This is a genomic window from Ruminococcus sp. RTP21484sp1_RTP21277st1_D2_RTP21277_210401 (genome assembly GCF_040924225.1).
Lineage (GTDB): Bacteria > Bacillota > Clostridia > Lachnospirales > Lachnospiraceae > Blautia_A > Blautia_A faecis.
In genome coordinates this window covers 109,965-127,925 of sequence record NZ_JBCOMJ010000009.1, presented here as the reverse complement: position 1 = coordinate 127,925, position 17,961 = coordinate 109,965, and the positions used below count along the sequence as shown (strand labels likewise).

Annotated in this window: 12 protein-coding genes and 1 pseudogene; 11 read left to right on the top strand and 2 right to left on the bottom strand. The window is 44.0% G+C overall.

Going from position 1 to position 17,961, the window contains the following annotated elements; genetic code table 11:
* The 5 genes from AB5706_RS08440 to AB5706_RS08420 all read left to right on the top strand — a co-directional run.
* A partial coding sequence (locus AB5706_RS08440; protein ID WP_368365989.1) for a sensor histidine kinase occupies positions 1-961 on the top strand: 961 nt, incomplete at its 5' end.
* Complete coding sequence (locus tag AB5706_RS08435) at positions 958-3,033, top strand: aryl-sulfate sulfotransferase (protein ID WP_173717187.1); 2,076 nt, start codon at positions 958-960, stop codon at positions 3,031-3,033. The genes AB5706_RS08440 and AB5706_RS08435, both read left to right, overlap by 4 nt.
* Before the next feature lie 250 nt (positions 3,034-3,283).
* Positions 3,284-4,072, top strand: a complete 789-nt coding sequence (locus AB5706_RS08430; protein ID WP_173717186.1) for a DUF4352 domain-containing protein — start codon at positions 3,284-3,286, stop codon at positions 4,070-4,072.
* Positions 4,073-4,182: 110 nt separating this feature from the next.
* Positions 4,183-6,279, top strand: coding sequence for an aryl-sulfate sulfotransferase (locus AB5706_RS08425; protein ID WP_368365988.1), 2,097 nt, complete (start codon positions 4,183-4,185; stop codon positions 6,277-6,279).
* A 105-nt stretch (positions 6,280-6,384) separates the two neighbouring features.
* Entirely contained in the window at positions 6,385-8,460 is a 2,076-nt protein-coding gene (locus AB5706_RS08420) for an aryl-sulfate sulfotransferase (protein ID WP_173717184.1), read from the top strand.
* On the opposite strand, the pseudogene AB5706_RS23090 reads toward AB5706_RS08420, so the two are convergent.
* Positions 8,453-8,569, bottom strand: a pseudogene (locus AB5706_RS23090) (hypothetical protein); the annotation flags it as partial. The gene AB5706_RS08420 and the pseudogene AB5706_RS23090 sit on opposite strands and share 8 nt — an antisense overlap.
* Between AB5706_RS23090 and AB5706_RS08415 the strand changes: the two are divergent.
* Positions 8,525-8,629, top strand: a complete 105-nt coding sequence (locus AB5706_RS08415; RefSeq protein WP_368072594.1) for a DUF6783 domain-containing protein — start codon at positions 8,525-8,527, stop codon at positions 8,627-8,629. The pseudogene AB5706_RS23090 and the gene AB5706_RS08415 overlap by 45 nt on opposite strands.
* 14 nt (positions 8,630-8,643) lie before the next feature.
* Here the strand turns inward: AB5706_RS08415 and AB5706_RS08410 are convergent, their stop codons facing one another.
* Positions 8,644-9,549: an AraC family transcriptional regulator gene (locus AB5706_RS08410; RefSeq protein WP_118577895.1), complete on the bottom strand. Its 906-nt coding sequence runs from the start codon at positions 9,547-9,549 to the stop codon at positions 8,644-8,646.
* A gap of 354 nt (positions 9,550-9,903) precedes the next feature.
* Between AB5706_RS08410 and AB5706_RS08405 the strand changes: the two genes are divergently transcribed.
* The 5 genes from AB5706_RS08405 to AB5706_RS08385 all read left to right on the top strand — a co-directional run bounded on the left by AB5706_RS08405 (position 9,904) and on the right by AB5706_RS08385 (position 17,961).
* Positions 9,904-10,827: a dihydrodipicolinate synthase family protein gene (locus AB5706_RS08405; protein ID WP_118577896.1), complete on the top strand. Its 924-nt coding sequence runs from the start codon at positions 9,904-9,906 to the stop codon at positions 10,825-10,827.
* A 139-nt stretch (positions 10,828-10,966) separates the two neighbouring features.
* The gene (locus AB5706_RS08400) at positions 10,967-12,016 is read left to right on the top strand and encodes a sialic acid TRAP transporter substrate-binding protein SiaP (RefSeq protein ID WP_173717183.1); all 1,050 of its coding nucleotides are present in this window, start codon (positions 10,967-10,969) and stop codon (positions 12,014-12,016) included.
* 204 nt (positions 12,017-12,220) lie between these two features.
* Positions 12,221-12,715: a TRAP transporter small permease gene (locus tag AB5706_RS08395; RefSeq protein WP_148461350.1), complete on the top strand. Its 495-nt coding sequence runs from the start codon at positions 12,221-12,223 to the stop codon at positions 12,713-12,715.
* Positions 12,712-13,998, top strand: a complete 1,287-nt coding sequence (locus AB5706_RS08390; protein WP_148461351.1) for a TRAP transporter large permease — start codon at positions 12,712-12,714, stop codon at positions 13,996-13,998. Before AB5706_RS08395 ends, AB5706_RS08390 begins: the two co-directional genes overlap by 4 nt.
* Positions 13,999-14,355: 357 nt before the next feature.
* Positions 14,356-17,961, top strand: a complete 3,606-nt coding sequence (locus AB5706_RS08385) for a glycosyl hydrolase (RefSeq protein ID WP_226836830.1) — start codon at positions 14,356-14,358, stop codon at positions 17,959-17,961.

Genomic DNA, 17,961 nt, shown 5'->3' with positions numbered 1-17,961 from the left:
GTACACAGAAGAAGGAACCCTGGAACAGCGTCGCATGGAATCCCGGCATATTCTGATGTTTCGTGGGAAGATTATACAGGATGGACATACATTCTATGTATACCTGCGGAAAGATGTTCAGTCAGTTCTGGAAGTGATTGAGGGAACCAGATTATATCTGGCGGTTGTTTTGCTTCTGATGGTGGGATTAAGCTATTTCCTGGAAAAAATGAGTAAAGCAAGTACCGAGAAAAAAGCAAAGCAGTCTGACTATCAGCTTCTGGAAAGCCAGAGAGAATTTGTGGCGAATATTTCCCATGAATTAAAAACACCTCTTGCAGTAGTGTCCAGCCAGGTGGAAATGCTGGAAATCGCAGGAGATAAGATTGATCGTTCCTACTATTATTCTTCCATTCACGAGGAGCTGGACAAAATGTCCAGAATGGTAGGAGAACTCCTTGATTTTTCCATGTTGGACAATCAGATGAGTTCCATGGAAATGAGCCGTGTAAATGTATCAGAAATGATAGAATATCTGCTTCTTCGATATGATGCTATGTTCCGCAAAAACGAGATCAAAGTGGAACAGGAAATCGAAAAGAACTGTTTCGCATACGGAAACCGCATGTATCTGGAAAGAGCAGTAAACAATTATCTGATGAATGCGTTTCAGCACACAGAGCAGGGAAAGCGGATCCGGATTACTCTGAAGAAAGAGAAAAAGCAGATACGTATGGAAGTCTACAACGATGGAGCGCAGATTAAAGAAGAGCAGATGGAGCATATCTGGGACAGCTTTTACACAACTTCCCAGAAGAAGAAACCAGTCACATCTGAGAATGAAGTACGTAACATTGGTCTTGGACTTTTTGTGGTCCGAAAGATTGTGGATAAACATAAAGGAAGCTGCGGAGCTAAAAATATGGAGAACGGAGTGCTGTTCTGGCTTCAGCTTCCGGAAATCAGGGATTTGGGAAAATGAGAAAGTGGAATAAAAAAACAAAAATTGCAGTATTTATTATATTTTTAATTTTAGCTGTGCTGTTTGCCGCTTTATGCTGGAAAAAGCGCCGTGGAATCTATAATACATATATGAAGCTTACTGGTCAGGAGATTCCGTATTCTGTTCAGGAAAAAAGAAGGAAAAAATATGGATATTATGACCAGGAATTGAATGCTTCCATGAATCTGGAGAATCCGGTTTACATAACTGAGAATGACGGTTCTGCAAATGAGATCGAAACAGACATTCCAAAAGAAACCACACGTATAGCATCCTCTTATGAAATCGACCAGCAGCTGCAGGCTGAGCTGGAGAATGGATACAGCTGGGAGGAGCCTATGGTGATCCAGAATCCTTATCAGGTTTCTCCATTGACAGCGGTGATTATTTTCGACACAAAAGAAGAGTGTGCGGTGCGTTTTACGGTCAAGGGAAAAACGGAAGCCGCAGATATCAGCGGAGAAGTGGAATCTGCTGCTTCACACAGAATCCCGGTGATCGGTCTTTACCCGGCAATGGAAAATACAGTTGTTCTGGAGCTTCTGGATAAATCAGGCAAGGTTACAGATTCCCAGGAAATCACTATTACAACGGATGAACTTCCGGATAAACTGGATGATGCTGTGAAACCGGTGAAAACAAGCGGTGAATCTGCCTTTGAACTGACTATGGTATATGGACAGCGGACAACCTTCCCATTTGCTTATGACTGTATGGGAGATATCCGTTGGTACATGAGCGGAGAATTTACTTCTGGAATTTATATGCTGTCAAATAGCAGGATGATAGTTGCCTCCAATGAAGCTTTTATGCCATCCCAGGCCAAACCGCAGACAACCAATCTCTATGAGATGGATTATCTGGGACGCGCCTACACCATGTACTATGTGGCGGGTGGAAATCACCATGAAGTAATCGAAAAAGAGCCGGATGGAAATCTTCTGGTCCTGACCAGTTCCCTGGAAGGACACATTGAGGACAAAATCCAGGAAATTGACAGACAGACCGGAGAAGTTGTAAATGAATTGATAATGGAAGACATTTTTAGCGGGAAATATGAGGACCGGGTTGACTGGACCCATTTAAACACAGTGTCTTATCAGTCGGAGACAGATACCATTGTGATCAGTCCGCGAAATCTGGAATCTGTGGTCAAATTGAACTGGACGACAAAGGAAATCCAGTGGATACTCTGCGATCCGAGATTCTGGGAAGGCACAGAATATGAGAAATATGTGCTTCAGCCGGAAGGAGATTTTGTTTATCAGTTCCAGCAGCATACTGCCTACCAGATGGAAACAGATCTGGATGGAGATGACCAGACAATAGAAGTCAGTATGTTTGATAATCATTATGTAAAAGTACGAAAGTCCGATGTATTGCAATACTTTGATGGTGAAAAAGAATCTTATCTGTTGGTTTATGCTGTAAATGAAGCAGAAAAGACAGTAAAGCAGATTAAAAAGATTCCTACTGTATGGTCTACCATTACTTCTTCTGCTATTTATGATGCTGACAGTAATCATATTTTCGGCATGTGCGGTCATGTGAAGGATTCTGAAGATAAACGAAGAGGAATGAACTATGAGTTTGACTATGATACAGAAGAGCTGATCAATCAGTTCAGCATCAAAAGCTATTATTACCGCGCATCAGAGATGAGAATTGACTGGAATGATCTGGCAGCAGTCATGGAAATAAAAGACAACTATATTATGGGAGAATTATATCAGCCTGTAGAAGCGACCTGGTTCTTCTGGCAGAAGAAGCCGGAACAGGTACTGGAAGACGGCGAGATTACATTACATCTTACCGGGCAGGTGCTTTATGCAGGAGCTTACGATCACCAGATTTCCCAGATCATTTTTCACGGAAAGAAAAATACTTATGTGTATGACACTACAGACATCCGTCTTCATACGAAATCTTACCTGCAGTTCTATGAGAACATTCCGGTACCGCTGCAGGGAATGGAAGCGGATGATTATGAGATTTATGTTGTATATCAGAACGAATTTTATGATTTGGAACAAAATATAAAAATTAAGTGATTTAATGCTGCTGTTCACTGGTAACATTCTGCGAAGCGTGTTGCTGTGAATGGTGGAAACAGTAAAACTTTAAATTTTTACAGGCAATATTAAGAAAGTGTTTCTGTTTTATTGCGGAACTATGCTATAATAGTTGATAACACGACCAGAGCGTGTTTGAAAAATGATTCCGGCACATTTGGCAGAATATTTATTTCAAACATGCTCCAGGTAAATGAAGTTATACCAGAAAAATAAAGGGAGTAAAAAAATGAAGAAAAAAGTTTTATTACAGGTAATGGGAGCCGTTCTGGTGGCTGGTTTAATGGCTGGTTGTGGTGGCACAAATGATACAAAGACGGAAGAGAATACCAAGACAGAAGCTGCCGCAGACAATGCTGATGCCAAGGAAGAGCCTGACAGCACGGAAGCAGAAGATACAAGTGAAGATTCTGCAAGTACTGATTCCGCTGAAGAAGACAGTGCAGAGGCAGATGACACAGCTGCAGAAGCAGAGAGTACAGGTGAGGATTCTGCAAGTAGTGATTCAACAGAAGCAGACAGTGCAGAGGTGGCCGACAGCAAGGAGACAGAAGCAGCAGGAAGTTCTGCTGGTACAGCAGCCCAGACTGCAAACAGTGATGCATACGGCGAGGTTGTTTCTGCAGCAGGATGGAATATTACAGTAGAAGATGTGGAGATCAATTCCTCTCTTGAGAATGTAAGCGTAGAACTTGGCTATACAGGTGTGGAGACAAGCGACTACAAGAAAGAAGCTGACGCAGGCAAGACTTTCTGTATGATTAAGCTGAAGATCGAGAAAGACGGCAGCAAGGAGACTTTGGACTGGGCGAATCTGAAGCTGACTGACAGTGAAGGAAATGAATACAGCAGAATGGATGATGAATTCATTTCAGAGCTTGGTATGACACGTATGGCAGGAACCACTTTGAATTTCGGTTCCAACGAGGGCTGGATCGCATTTGAGATTGACGAGAATGCAGAAGGTCTGGAGCTTAGCTATCCATTTGAGGCAGAGGAATATCACTGCGCATTATAAGGATGATAAAAAATGCAGACAATCCGTCAGCTGCCATGACGGTGGTATGAAAATGCGGATTTTGTATTAGATCGTGTTTGAGAAATCATAAAATTGCACAGGAGGCTGGCATGAAGAATAAAAGATATCGGGAACTGGCTGCAATACTTGTAATGATGACAATGACAGCGGGTTCTATTACTACAGTTGCAGCAGAAACAGAAACTACAGCAGAGGAAGAAACTACAGCAGAGACAGAAACAGATGAGCCGGAAACAGAAACTGCCGAGGATGCAGAGAATGCAGATTCCGAGGCAGCAGAAACAGCAGATACCCAGTCCCAGGCGACAGCCTTGGAAGTAACTGACCGGTTTGCACAGCAGACTGCTGTTGATGAAGCACTTCTTCAGGAGGCATCAAACGGCTACAGTCTTGATGAGGCTCTGATTGTAGTCAATCCATATGGAATGTCCCCTTTAAGTGCAGTTGCCGTTTTTTCCACAGAGGAAGCCTGCGGCGGAACTGTTACTGTGAAAGGGAAATCAGCAGAGAACGATGTGACGGGAACTTTTGAGGAGGCAACGGAGCATATCGTCCCGATTTATGGTCTTTACAACAATGATACCACAGAGGTTGTAATCACTCTGGATGATGGGACTTCTGCTACCTTTGAAGTAACCACAGAAGATATAGGTGTTGATTACGGTACAATCCAGACAGAGATGAAAAGCGAGGCAAGTTACGATTATTCGAACCTGACTTTTGTCTGCTCCACTATGGGAACCCTGTATGGAGTAGATGCGGCCGGAGATATCAGATTCTTTACCAATATTGGCGGAACTCTCGGAGTTCACCAGCTGGAGAACGGGCATCTTCTCATGCCTGCATCCTATGTGCTGAAGAGCAGCTACTATAAAGAAGGAATGATCGAAGTCGACCTTCTGGGAAAAATTTACCGCGAATACATGATTCCTGGTGGCCAGCATCACGATTTCGTGGAGCTTCCGGATGGCAATCTCCTGGTGGCTTCTGACAGCCCGGACTTAAGCACAGTTGAGGACTACGTGGTAGAAATTGACCGCGAGACCGGTGATGTTGTATGGGAGCTTGACATGAAAGATCTCATCAGCCAGGAAGATGGACAGTCTGCTTCTATGGATTCAGACGGAAGTGAGGAAGCTGACTGGTTCCATAATAATGGTCTTGCCTATGATGCAGAGAATGATCTGGTTCTTCTTTCTGCAAGACACAAAGATGCCATTGTAGCAGTAAATAAAGAGGACAAATCCCTGGCATGGATCCTTGGAGATCCTACAGGCTGGGATGGTGTGGATCCGTCTTATTTCTTTACTCCGGAGGGAGAAGATTTCGAATGGTTCTATGCACAGCATAATGTTTCCATTCTGGATAATGGAGATATTGCTCTTTTTGACAATGGTACTGCCAAGGTAAAACGTGTGGATGGCGATAACCGTGTAAGTGGTGATAACGTATATTCCCGTGCGGTTGTTTATCAGATTGATACAGAGAACATGACCGTTTCCCAGGTAACTGAGTATGGTAAAGAGCGAGGCGCCGACTGGTATTCGGACTGGATTTCCGGTGTGGTTTCCCTGGATGGAACACAGGATCATCTGTGGATCACAGCTGGCTCCCACTTGCATAGCGATGAAGAAAACCGCAGTGATTATTACCCGAAAGATATGTTTGTACAGGGACTGACCAAGACCACACATATTGATCAGGTAGATAATGGAGAGCTGAGCTTTGAGCTGACGATCTCCGGTGACACTTATAATGCGCTGACCTATCGTTCTTTCCGCATGCCCCTTTATACAGAAGAAAAATATGATCCATCCGCAGTTCCGGAGGTGCTTGGTTCTCTTGGAGAGACAAGTTATGAGGAAAGCAGCATTGATGTGAGCACCGCAGAGGCTTTGCCAGATGGCTGGAATTTCCTGCTGGATGGAAGCAAGATCAGTGTGAACGGAAGCTTCCAGACCCAGACCGCAGCAGCAGATCTGCAGGCTGGAAAGATGATCCTGATAAGCGGTGAGTCCCAGAGAGCTTATCAGCTGACACAGACTCCTTCTGAAGGAGATGACGGAACAAATGTTACAGTTAAGGGCTGGACGGCAGTTGACGGGCTGGAAGGTCAGAAATGGGATATTTACCTGGAACTGGACGGTGTTCTTTATAATACGGGATATATGTACAGTCAGGCATAAGTATATAATTTGTCAAAATGGGTTCAAGAGCCTTGAACCCATTTTGACGTTACAGGCTTTGCAGCCTGTACAGACATAACGACAAAAATTTGAGGAGCTTACAGTATGAAAAAATGGAGCAAAAAGAAAAAAATCACCATTCTGCTTCTGTTTCTGGTGCTGCTTGCATTGTTTGCAGGCCTTTGCTGGAAAAAGCGGCGGGGAATTTATAATACTTACATGAAACTTACCAATCAGGAAATTCCCTATTCTGTAAAAGAAAAACGGAAGAAAAAATATGGCTATTACGGTCAAAAGCTGAATGTTACCATGGATGTGGATGACACGATTTCCATTCAGGAAAACGATGATTCCGCGAATGATATCCAGACTGAAATCCCTCAGGCGAAAACACTGGTGGCAACCTCCTATGAGATTGACCAACAGCTGCAGGCAGAGCAGGAAAATGGATATACATGGGATGATCCCATGGTTATTCTTAACCCATATCAGATTTCCCCATTAACTGCAGTAGTACTTTTTGACACAGAAGAAGAGTATGGAGTGCGCTTTACTGTGAAAGGAAAAACTGCAGCAGCAGACATCAGCGGAGAGATAGATGCGGCCAGTTCACACAGAGTGCCCATTATCGGTCTTTATCCGGGAGAGGATAATACAGTAGTACTGGAACTTCTGGATGATTCCGGCAGAGTGAAGGATTCCCAGGAGATCACCATTACAACAGAAGCTTTGCCAGAGTCTCTTACGGATGTGATCGAACCTGTGGAGACCAGTGGAGAATCTGCATATGATCTGACCATGGTTTACGGACAGCGCACTCATCTTCCTTTTGCATATGACTGCATGGGAGATATTCGCTGGTATATGAACAAAGAGACTGGAAATTATGGCCTTTACATGCTTTCCAACTGCAGAATGATCTGGCAGGATACTGCCGGATATGTTCCGAACCTGGAGAAGCCTCAGTCTACCAATCTTTATGAGCTGGATTATCTGGGAAGAGCTTACAACATGTATTATCTTTCCGGGGGAAGTCATCATGAGGTAATTGAGAAGGAGCCAGGCGGAAATCTTCTGGTGCTTACAAGCTCCATGCAGAGCCATTGTGAAGATAAAGTTGAGGAAATCGACCGGCAGACAGGTGCGGTGGTAAATGAACTGAAACTTCAAGATATTATTAAATGCAAATACGAGAATCTGGTTGACTGGGCTCATATTAATACGGTTTCCTATCAGCCGGAGACAGATACTATTCTGCTCAGTGTCCGCAATCTGGAATCTGTGATCAAGGTAAACTGGACAACCAAGGAAATCCAGTGGATTCTTTGCGATCCAAGATTCTGGGAAGGCACAGACTATGAAAAATATGTGCTGAAAGCAGATGGTGATTTCATTTATCAGTTCCAGCAGCATACAGCATATCAGATCGATACAGATCTGGATGGCGATGACCAGACTATAGAAATCACCATGTTTGATAACCATTTCCTGTGGAGAAGGAAGAAAGATATCGACTATTATGACAAGACAGAGGAATCCTACCTGCTGGTATATTCTGTAAATGAAGCAGAAGGTACTGTGAAGCAGATTAAGAAGATTCCTACGGTATGGTCCAAGATCACATCCGCAGCGATTTATGAGGCTGACAGCAATCATTTCTTCGGAATGTGCGGTCATGTGGCAAATGCAGAAAACGGCTGGAAGGGAATGACCTACGAGTTTGACTACGATACAGAGAAGGTCCTGAATCAGTACTGTCTTAAGAAAACCTTTTACCGTGCAGAGGAAATGCGGATTGATTACAACGATCTTGCAAGTCCTATGGAGCTGGATGAGAATTATATCAAAGGAGAATTGTGGCAGCCGGTGAAGACCTGGAAATGGCTGTGGAACAAGAAACCGGATCAGGTGCTTCCGGCAGATACCCTGACATATAACATCACTGGAAAAGTGCTCTATATAGGGACCTATGATCATCAGATTTCCCAGATCATTTTTAAAGGGGCGAAGAATACCTATGTTTATGATACAACAGAGGTTCGTCTGCATATGGAAACATTTCTGGATTTCTATGAAAATATCCCGGTGCCGCTTCAGGGAATGAATGCAGATAATTATGAAATCTACGTCATGTATCAGGACGGATTTTATGATACACAGCAGACCTTTGCAATCAATTAAACAGGTGATATTGCAAAGCCAGAATAGTAAGGGTATTGAGCCCGGATTCAGCTACCGCAGCTGAATCCGGGAAAAATATACAGCAAAGCAGGGCGCGCAGATTGCGGGAATGATTTTCAAACACGCTCTGGACGCGGAAAAAAATGCTGCAAAATCATTTTTGCAATGATTTTGCAGCATTTTCTATGACTGGGAAAAACTTTTGCGGTATGCCGCCGGGCTGTAGCTCAGAGTCTTTTTGAAAACAGAGCAGAAGTAATTGCTGGAAGAAAAGCCCAGCTGGTAAGCAATATCTGTAATGGAATCATCTGTAGTCTTCAGAAGCATCTGTGCCCGATCCATTTTCTGGAGGGTAATGTATTCAGCAGGAGTAATTCCCAGTTCTTCTTTAAATTTGGCTTTAAAACGGGATAGAGAATAGTTGGATGCCTGGGCAAGCTCCTGAAGTGTAATGGGGTTTTCAATATTCTGTTCAATGTATTTCAGCGCATGTCCGATGTCACTGTTCAGCTGTTCATTGATCTCTTCCTGGGCTGGAACTGCAGTCAGGTAGTTCAGACTGGCAAGTACACAGGTCAGATACTGGACACCGGCAATGGAGTCGCCTTCTGTTCCGTAAGAAATCAGGTTAAAAGCAGTGCGCAGCATGGAAATCTGGGAACTGCCTACATGGTACAGGTGCTGATCCATATTCAGAAGCCGATGGCACAAAATATTGCTGTAATGCTGGTTCAGACCAAGGAAATTATCGTGCTCCTTCAGATCCAGCTGCATTGCAAAAAATTCGCAGCGGTTCTGGGCAATATGTCCTGTAGTATGAAGCTCATAAGGTCTGGTGATAAAAAGGTTATTTCCGGTAGCACAGTAGCTGGTGCGGACGCCGCCTTTCATAACGTAAGTCTTGCGCTGGCCTTTCACCATGAAATGAAGCTCGATGATATCAGAGTGATAATGCAGAGGAACCGGAACGCCAGGTGCCATAGGTGTAAAATGAGAAAGATTTCTAAGCCCCGGGATCTTATGTTTATCTGCTGTTAATATTTTTTTATGTTCGTTCCATATGTAATCGTCAAATATTTCCTGTTCCATTCAAGTCGCCTCTTCTTATGTCCGTGAATTATTGTGTTGCAGTCTGTTTTACTACTGTTCACTGGTAACGTTCCGCGAAGTGTGTTACTGTGAACGAAGTGAACCGTAACTCTGTTTTGTTTACCGCACTATGTTTTGCTGGTTTGTATTCTTTTTCGTACAAAGTTATAAAATAGTACTAAATATTTTGCTGAAAGCAATTTTAAATTATTTATATTATACTATAGTCACAGTTGAAAAGCAATTGCGCGGTTGCAGTGGATAGTAAATGTTGTTGTTCATTCCGTTCATAAAAACACATCGCGGAACGTTACCGGTGAACAGCAACAAGTAAACATCAAGAGGGAGAAGAGCATGAAAAAAACAATTGCAGGCGGCGTATGGCCGGTTATGATCACACCTTTTACAGAGGACAACAGGATCGACTATGATGCAGTCCTTCGAATCATTGAGTGGTATGACAAGAACGGTGTTGACGGAATCTTCGCAGTATGTCAGTCCAGTGAAATGTTTGAGCTGAGCCCACAGGAGAGAGTGGAGCTTGCAAAATTTATTATCAATAATACACCAAAGCACATGGGAGTAATTGCTTCCGGACATTGCGCTGAGAAGGTAGAGGATCAGATCCGCGAAGCTCAGACTGTAATCGATGCCGGTGTAGATGCATATGTTTTCATTTCCAATCAGTTTGCAAAAGAGAACGAGAGCGAAGATGTAGCTAAGAAAAATATTGAATATCTTCTGGATCACATTGATGGAGATATGTTCGGTGTTTATGAGTGCCCGGCACCATACAAGAGACTTCTTTCACCAGAGCTTCTCAAATGGTGTGCAGAGACTGAGAAATTTGCATTCCTGAAAGACACCTGCTGTGATCTTGATCAGCTGGAAGCAAAATGCAAAGCAGTTGAGGGCACCGGATTAAAGATCTTCAATGCAAATGCAGCAACACTTCTTCGCAGCATGGAAATGGGATGTGCAGGATACTCAGGAGTTATGGCAAACTTCCATCCGGATCTTTATGTATGGCTTTGCAAGAACTATAAAGAGCAGCCGGAGAAAGCACAGGAGCTTATGAACTTCCTTGGCGCTGCTTCCATGGTTGAGTGCCAGGTATATCCGGTAAACAGCAAATACCATATGAATCTGGTAGGTGTGCCGATGACACTTCAGTCAAGAAGACAGGATTATAAGCTTCTTACAGGAAGCAAGAAATTAGAGATCGAAGAGTTCTGTGCGATCACAGAGACCTTCCGCAAGAGCTTTTTTGGAAAGTAATCAGAGATAACTGCCGGAACGGTGGGGACCGTGAGGCCGGCTGAAAGGTATTTCTTAAGATTTGTAATTGGGGTTACAAATATACGTGAAAAAAGGGAAACAAAAACACATAGTGTGTAAAAATCAGGAGGATGAGAGAATGAAAAAAAGATTAATGGCAGCAGTATTATCAACAGCTATGGCAGCAACAATGCTGTTAACAGGAAGCATCAGTGTACAGGCAGCAGATGCTGCAGCAGCAAATGACCCGGCAGTAGAGCTGATCTTTACATCAGTATCTGTAAGCGGTGACTCCCATACAGAGGCTATGTATGAGTTTGCAGATAAAGTTGAGGAATTATCCGGTGGTTCCGTAACATGTAAATGCTACGACAACGGTTCTCTGTTCTCTTCCGAGAACGAGTTTGATGCTCTTCTTAACGGAGATGCAGATCTGGCATATATTTCCTTCCCGACAATTGCAACACAGATTCCGTCCTACAGCATGTTTGCTTCCGGATATCTGTTCAGCTCCTATGAGCATATGACAAGCGTTCTCAACGGTGACATCGGACTTAACAAGATCCGTCCACAGATTGAAGAGACACTGAACATCAAACCTCTTTCCAGCTTCTATCTTGGAAGCCGTGTAATCAACACAAGAGAGAAAGAAATCAACAGCTACGATGACATGAACGGATTACTTCTCCGTATGCCGAACTCCGAAGCATGGCTGTTCCTTGGTGAGGCACTTGGTGCAAACCCGACACCACTTTCCTTCAGTGAGTTGTATACTGCACTTCAGACTGGCGCTGTAGATGCACAGGATAACCCGCTTCCAAGTATCGAGAGTGCAAAATTCTATGAAGTAACAAAATACATCGCAATCACAAACCACGTTGTTGACTCCATCATGCCATGTATCAACGGTGACACATGGAACAGCATGACAGAGGCTCAGCAGGAAGCTGTTACTGAGGCTATGGAATATGCAAGAGACGTAAACGATACAGCAAGACTTGACAGAGAAGCTGAACTGATCAAATTCTTTGAGGAGAAGGGACTTACTGTTACATATCCTGACATCAACGAGTTTAAAGAAAAAGTTCAGGCTAAGTACATGGAAAACGAAGATATGATCAAAGACTGGGATATGGATCTTTACAACGAAATCCAGGCTATGGCTGATACAACAACCGCAGAAGAGTAAAACGAATTGTCGTGACAACAGGCAAGACATAGTGATCAGCTATGAATTGACAGCAAAACTTGAGACATCTGTCTGACTTATAACAAAGAAAAGTCCCAGGCTGTGTGTACGGCCTGGGCTTTTTAACAAAGAACAGATTTTTTGCCTGTCTGCAAAAGGGAACAAACCGATGGCAGAAAAGTGAATCTGAGAGGAGAGGAAACTGTGGATAATTTCAAAAAGATCGGGAAAAAGATCGTCGATTTCCTTGGCGTTTTTATCCCAAACATTACGTTTTTGGTAATTTTCCTTACCTTTATGGTAACAATCGTATCCAGATATTTTTTCAAAACCCCTGTAACATGGAGTTATGAGGTATCTGTTCTGGGTTACATGTGGACCATGTTCTTCGGCGTTGGTAAGGCAATGGAAGCTGATGAACACGTAGTATTTGGTCTGGTTTACGATGCTGTAAAACCTCGTACCCAGTTTATTTTTAAAGTAGTTTACAATACATTTCTTTTAATCCTGCTGGTAACCTGTTTTGTACCGTGTTTCCAGTCCATGGTTGGAAAGAAAATGGTAACAGGAGTTCTGAAGCTTCCATATACAGTTGTTTTTGCACCATTTATGTATATGCTGGCTGAGATCATCGTCAGAACCTGTATCAATATCAAAAATGCATTTAAAGAATACAAGGAAGGAGGAAAAGAATCATGAGTATGCCGATTATTATGCTGTTTGTGGTTATGGCGATCTGCTTCATAATCCGTATGCCTGTTTCTTTTTCCATGCTTGCAGCTTCTATTACATATTTTCTGCTTGCAGCTCCGGACAAACTGGGCCAGGTATTTACCGTTATCACTGGTAACATGTTTGCAAACTATACCATGCTTGCAGCGCCGCTGTTTATTTTCATGGCAAATGTGCTGAATGAAGGTGAGGTAACGGACAAGCTGTTCTCTTTCTGTAATGGTCTTCTTGGAAGATTAAAAGGTGGTACAGCACAGGTTAACGTATTTATTTCCCTTATTTTCTCAGGTATGACCGGTTCTGCTATCGCAGATGCTTCCGGTATTGGTCTGATGGAGATCGACCAGATGAAAAAAGAGGGATATGATGCAGAGTTCAGCTGTGCCATTACAGCCGCTTCTGCAACGGTAGGACCGATTTTCCCGCCAAGTATTCCAATGGTTATTTACGCTATGTTATCCGGTGCTTCCATTGGTAAGCTGTTTATGGGAGGTATGGTTCCTGGCGTTTTACTTGCCATTCTTCTTATGATCTATGTTGCGTTTATTTCTCATAAGAGAAATTATCCGGCAGGTGTGGTCATGAGCAAGAGAGAGTTCCTGAAAGCTACATTGCAGGCTCTTCCGGCACTGTTTACAGTTGTTATTCTTCTTGGTGGAATTTATTCCGGTATCTGTACTCCTACAGAGGCTGGTGCTGTTGCTTCTGCATACGCACTGATCATTTCTGCACTGATTTACAAAACACTGGGATGGAAAAAGCTTTGGGGTATCATCAAGAAATCCGCTGCCAACACAGCTACACTGGCTCTTCTTTGCGGAACTTCCATGCTGTTCTCTTACATCATCTCTCTGGAGCAGGTTCCGAGAGTTGTTGCAAGCCTGGTTATGGGAATCACAGATAACAAGTACATTTTCCTGTTTATCGTAAACATCGTATTCCTGCTTCTTGGCTGTGTACTTGATGTAAGTACGATCCAGCTGGTATTTGTACCAATGGTTCTTCCACTGGTACAGGCTATGGGCATTGACCTTGTTCATTTCGGCGTTGTGATCTGCCTGAACATGATGATCGGTCTTTCCACACCGCCATTTGGTATGCTGTTGTTTATTGTTTCGGGACTTGGAAAAACGAAGATCAAGGGTGTCATACGGGAGATTTTGCCGATGGTGCTTATTATGATCGGGCTGTTGTTCCTGGTTACTTATGTACCGGATATTATTATGTTTATACCTAACAACTTCATGTAAAATATGAACTTGGGTAGTATGAAAGGGACTGTTTTGCAGTCCCTTTTGTTGTATCATTGGCTGCACGGACGCATTTTCGCAGCTGATATTCCACGCGGGGCGGTGCAACACTGCGGCGAGCTAACTGCTAACTACGACTAAATCGTTCAGGAGAGCCTTCACGATTAAGTCTTCGTAAGCAGTGGATCTCGCCTCCGTTAAGGGCGCACCTGGAAATGCCCAGCTTAGGAATATCAGTTGCGAAAACGCTGTGTATTGGTAACGAATGGATACAATAAAAGCGACGGTGCTGATGATGATGGAATAGGGAATTTAGAACAATAATGTAATGTGGGACTATAAGAGGAGGACATAAGGATGGGCACATTGGATAAGGTAAAGGGATTGGTTGAGAATCCGCCGAAGGAGTATCGGAGTGCTCCTTTCTGGGGATGGAATGACAGGCTTCAGAAGGAGAATCTGGGAGAGCAGATAGAGGGATTTAAGAAGGCGGGGATGGGGGGATTTTTTATTCATTCCCGTGAAGGGCTGGAGACGGAGTATCTTTCCACAGAGTGGATGGAGGATGTGAAGTTTTGTGTGGATAAAGCCCGGGAAAATGATCTGGAGCTGTGGATATATGATGAGGATAAATGGCCGTCGGGGGCTGCAGGAGGTAAGGTCAGCAGGGTAAATCCAGCGGAGTTTACAGCCAGGGCACTGACGATGGAGTGCGGGAAAGCCGGGGAGCTGGCGGTACCGGCGAAGTTAAGTAACGAGGAAGAAAGGACAGTTACTGGGGACTCGGATTCGATAATGTGTGGCGGGAATCGAAGCACAGACGAAAATTTCATGTCTGGCAGGAACGGCAGTGAAGATTTAGCAGTGGAAGAAACTATGGAGACAGAGTTTCTTCAGGGTGTTTATGTGATTCAGACGGCGGCGGACGGCAGATTTATTAAGAGGATGAAAGAATATCTGACTTATGAGGAAGCTGCTGGAGCTTGCGGTGTTGATGAAGAGATTCTGCTTCTGCGCCAGGAGATTTCTGGTAAGAGTGAGTGGTACAACGGCTTGATGCCGCCAGATAATCTGAATCCGGAGAGCGTGAAGACATTTTTGAAGTTGACCCATGAGCATTATGAGGAAGTGTTTGGCGGAAGTTTTCCAAAAGAGGTGAAAGGATTTTTCACAGATGAACCAAACTGCTGTGATTTCTTCAGCGTTTTCCATGAAGGCAGACCGTGGATTCCGTGGAGTATTGGATTTACAGAGTATTTTATTGAAAAGAGAGGATATGATCCGCAGGAGAAGCTGCCTTATCTGTTTTTTGATGGGGAAGGGGCGGAGAAGATCCGTCATGATTATTGGAAGACGGTGGCACAGCGTTTCGAAGAAAGTTATATGAAACAGGTTTATGAGTGGTGTGATAAACGGGGACTTCGTACTACGGGACATATTTTATATGAGAACGACCTGGGCTATCAGACTCGTGTGTGCGGTGCGGCGATGCCTCAGCTTCGTTATCTGCATAATCCTGGAATTGATCTTCTTGGCGCACAGACGGATGAGTATCTGACTGTGAAACAGTGTGCAAGCGTGGCACATCAGTATGAACGTTCCATGACCATCAGTGAGGCTTACGGCTGCACTGGCTGGGAGCTGGATTTTTCTACTCAGAAATGGCTGGGAGACTGGCAGTTCGCGCTTGGAATTACGAGACGTTGTCAGCATCTTGCCCTGTATTCCATTACTGGCTGCAGGAAGAGGGACTATCCGCCGGTTTTCAACTATCAGAATACCTGGTGGGATGACAATGATAAGATGGAGAATTATTTTGGTCGTCTGGCGCTGTGTCTTTCTCAGGGTGAGCCGGTGCGGAAGGTGCTGATGATCCATCCGATTTCCAGCATCTGGACCGAGTGCCGCAGTGACCGGGCGGAGGATTTCAATCATCTGGAAATGAATATGGGATGGCTGGATGAGCATATTACTTCTTTAAATCGAAAAGGTGAGTATTATAACCGGATCGCAAAAGCGCTGACTGCAGGGCATGTGGATTTTGATTTTGGAGATGAGATCCTGTTGGAGCAGGACGGCAAGGTTGAGGATGGAATGTTTGTGGCAGGAAAGTGCAGCTATCAGGTGGTTGTGGTTCCGGGAGTGAGCAATCTGTTTGCAAACACGGTGAAGCTGTTGAAGGAATTTCTTGCAGCTGGTGGAATGGTGATCTGGCTGAAGCCGTATCCGGTGATGATTGAAGGAGAACGGATTGGTAGTAAGCAGATCTGCGTTGCTAAGAGATGGGATAAAAAAATAGACAGTGAAGATGTAAATGAAGAGAAATCTGACCGCAGGAAAGTGTGTGGAAAATATGGTGATATCCGGGATGTTTTAGATGAGGAAGCATTTGTTCATACGGTTGAGCATGAATGGGAGCTGACGGAAGCTGTGGCGAAATGCACCGGAAAAGATTTTACTGTGCGAAATGCCAGCGGCGCAGAGGATGGTGAGATTCTTTCCATGCTGAGAAAGACAGAAGATGGACATATTCTTTTCCTGACAAATCACGATCGGAACAATGCACATCAGGTTTACATAAAACTTGACTGCGGGAACGCTGTGGAAGAGCTTGACCCGCTGACCGGAGAAGTTTGTGAGGTGGAAACTGTTGCGGATGGAGAGGGCGTTTGCTTTACCAGGACATTCGAGACGGGGATGAGCCGAATTTATTTTGTGAAGAAAATAATAGGGGCTGGACAGATTATTAAAGAGATAAATAGTGTTGAAGACAAATGTGGAATTGAGGAAGATACTACCGTTGTGGACTTGGCGGCTGTTTCTGATGGCGTAAATGCGGTGCATGAAATGACAGTGAGCAAAGCTGCCACATTCCCATACAGACATCCGCATTACACAGATCCCGTATTAGCTACATTCGGTCCGGACGCGAAATTAAGAAGAACTATGGAGAATGTGCTGACGATAGATAAATGTACTTATGAGCTGGGGACTGCTTCAGCAAATAAAATTTGTGACGGAAATGCTATGGTGGAAGATAAAGATCTTGACGCAATTGTAGAGCTGGTATCAGAATTCAGACATGGCAGCGGACTGTCAGAAGCAGGAAGCGTCTGTGAGTCCGCAGAGATGGAAATCTGGCAGGCGCAGAAGGAAATTCGTGAGAAATTGCGCATGCAGCAGGTTTACTATAACGGTGCACCTCAGCGATATACCTGGGTGGATCAGCCACATCCGGCAGATGGAACACCATTTACCATGCATTTCCGGTTTAATGTTGCAGAAGACATTTCCAGTGAATGCAGTTTTGTAATTGAGAAGCCTTATGGTCTGGAAGTTTACTTCGATGGCGTGAAATGTGCGCAGACCGGCAAATGGTTTATTGACAAAGACATGCGTTGCTTCGGACTTCCTGCTTTGAGTAAGGGGGTGCATCGGATTACCATAAAAGGCAGTTACGACCAAAAGCGGGAACTGGAAGATGTATTCGTAATTGGAAATTTCGCCGTAGATATGTCTGGCAATATTTCCAGGGAAAAAGAAATTCTGCATACTGGTGATTGGAGCATGCAAGGTTATGTAAACTATCCTGGCGGTATGATTTACCAGTACAAGGTGCCACAGTTGATTTCCGATAAGCAGGTTCTTCTTCATTTGGGTGAGTGGAGAGGTACCCTTCTGAAAGTCAGAGTAAATGGTAAGGAAGCTGGTTTTCATTTCGAAAAGAAGAACTGTGTCACAGATGTAACTGGTCTTTTCGAAAAAGAAGAGAATACTCTGGAAATTGAAGTTTCAGGAAGTCCAAGAAACATGTTCGGCCCATTCCACCAGTCCTACACCGGCTGCAGCCGAATCAGCTGGGCTGATTTCCGCACCGAGGGAATGTTCCATACGGATGGGAAGGTGCTGAAGCCTTATGGTATGATGGGGCAGAGTTATATTTGTGAGTATGAAGAGCAGTAA

Excerpts from the sequence above, each read along its gene's own strand:
- AB5706_RS08405 (WP_118577896.1), top strand. The coding sequence starts at position 9,904 with ATGAAAAAAACAATTGCAGGCGGCGTATGGCCGGTTATGATCACACCT.
- AB5706_RS08385 (WP_226836830.1), top strand. The coding sequence starts at position 14,356 with ATGGGCACATTGGATAAGGTAAAGGGATTGGTTGAGAATCCGCCGAAG.
- AB5706_RS08420 (WP_173717184.1), top strand. The coding sequence starts at position 6,385 with ATGAAAAAATGGAGCAAAAAGAAAAAAATCACCATTCTGCTTCTGTTT.
- AB5706_RS08435 (WP_173717187.1), top strand. The coding sequence starts at position 958 with ATGAGAAAGTGGAATAAAAAAACAAAAATTGCAGTATTTATTATATTT.
- AB5706_RS08425 (WP_368365988.1), top strand. The coding sequence starts at position 4,183 with ATGAAGAATAAAAGATATCGGGAACTGGCTGCAATACTTGTAATGATG.
- AB5706_RS08410 (WP_118577895.1), bottom strand. The coding sequence starts at position 9,549 with ATGGAACAGGAAATATTTGACGATTACATATGGAACGAACATAAAAAA.
- AB5706_RS08400 (WP_173717183.1), top strand. The coding sequence starts at position 10,967 with ATGAAAAAAAGATTAATGGCAGCAGTATTATCAACAGCTATGGCAGCA.
- AB5706_RS08390 (WP_148461351.1), top strand. The coding sequence starts at position 12,712 with ATGAGTATGCCGATTATTATGCTGTTTGTGGTTATGGCGATCTGCTTC.
- AB5706_RS08430 (WP_173717186.1), top strand. The coding sequence starts at position 3,284 with ATGAAGAAAAAAGTTTTATTACAGGTAATGGGAGCCGTTCTGGTGGCT.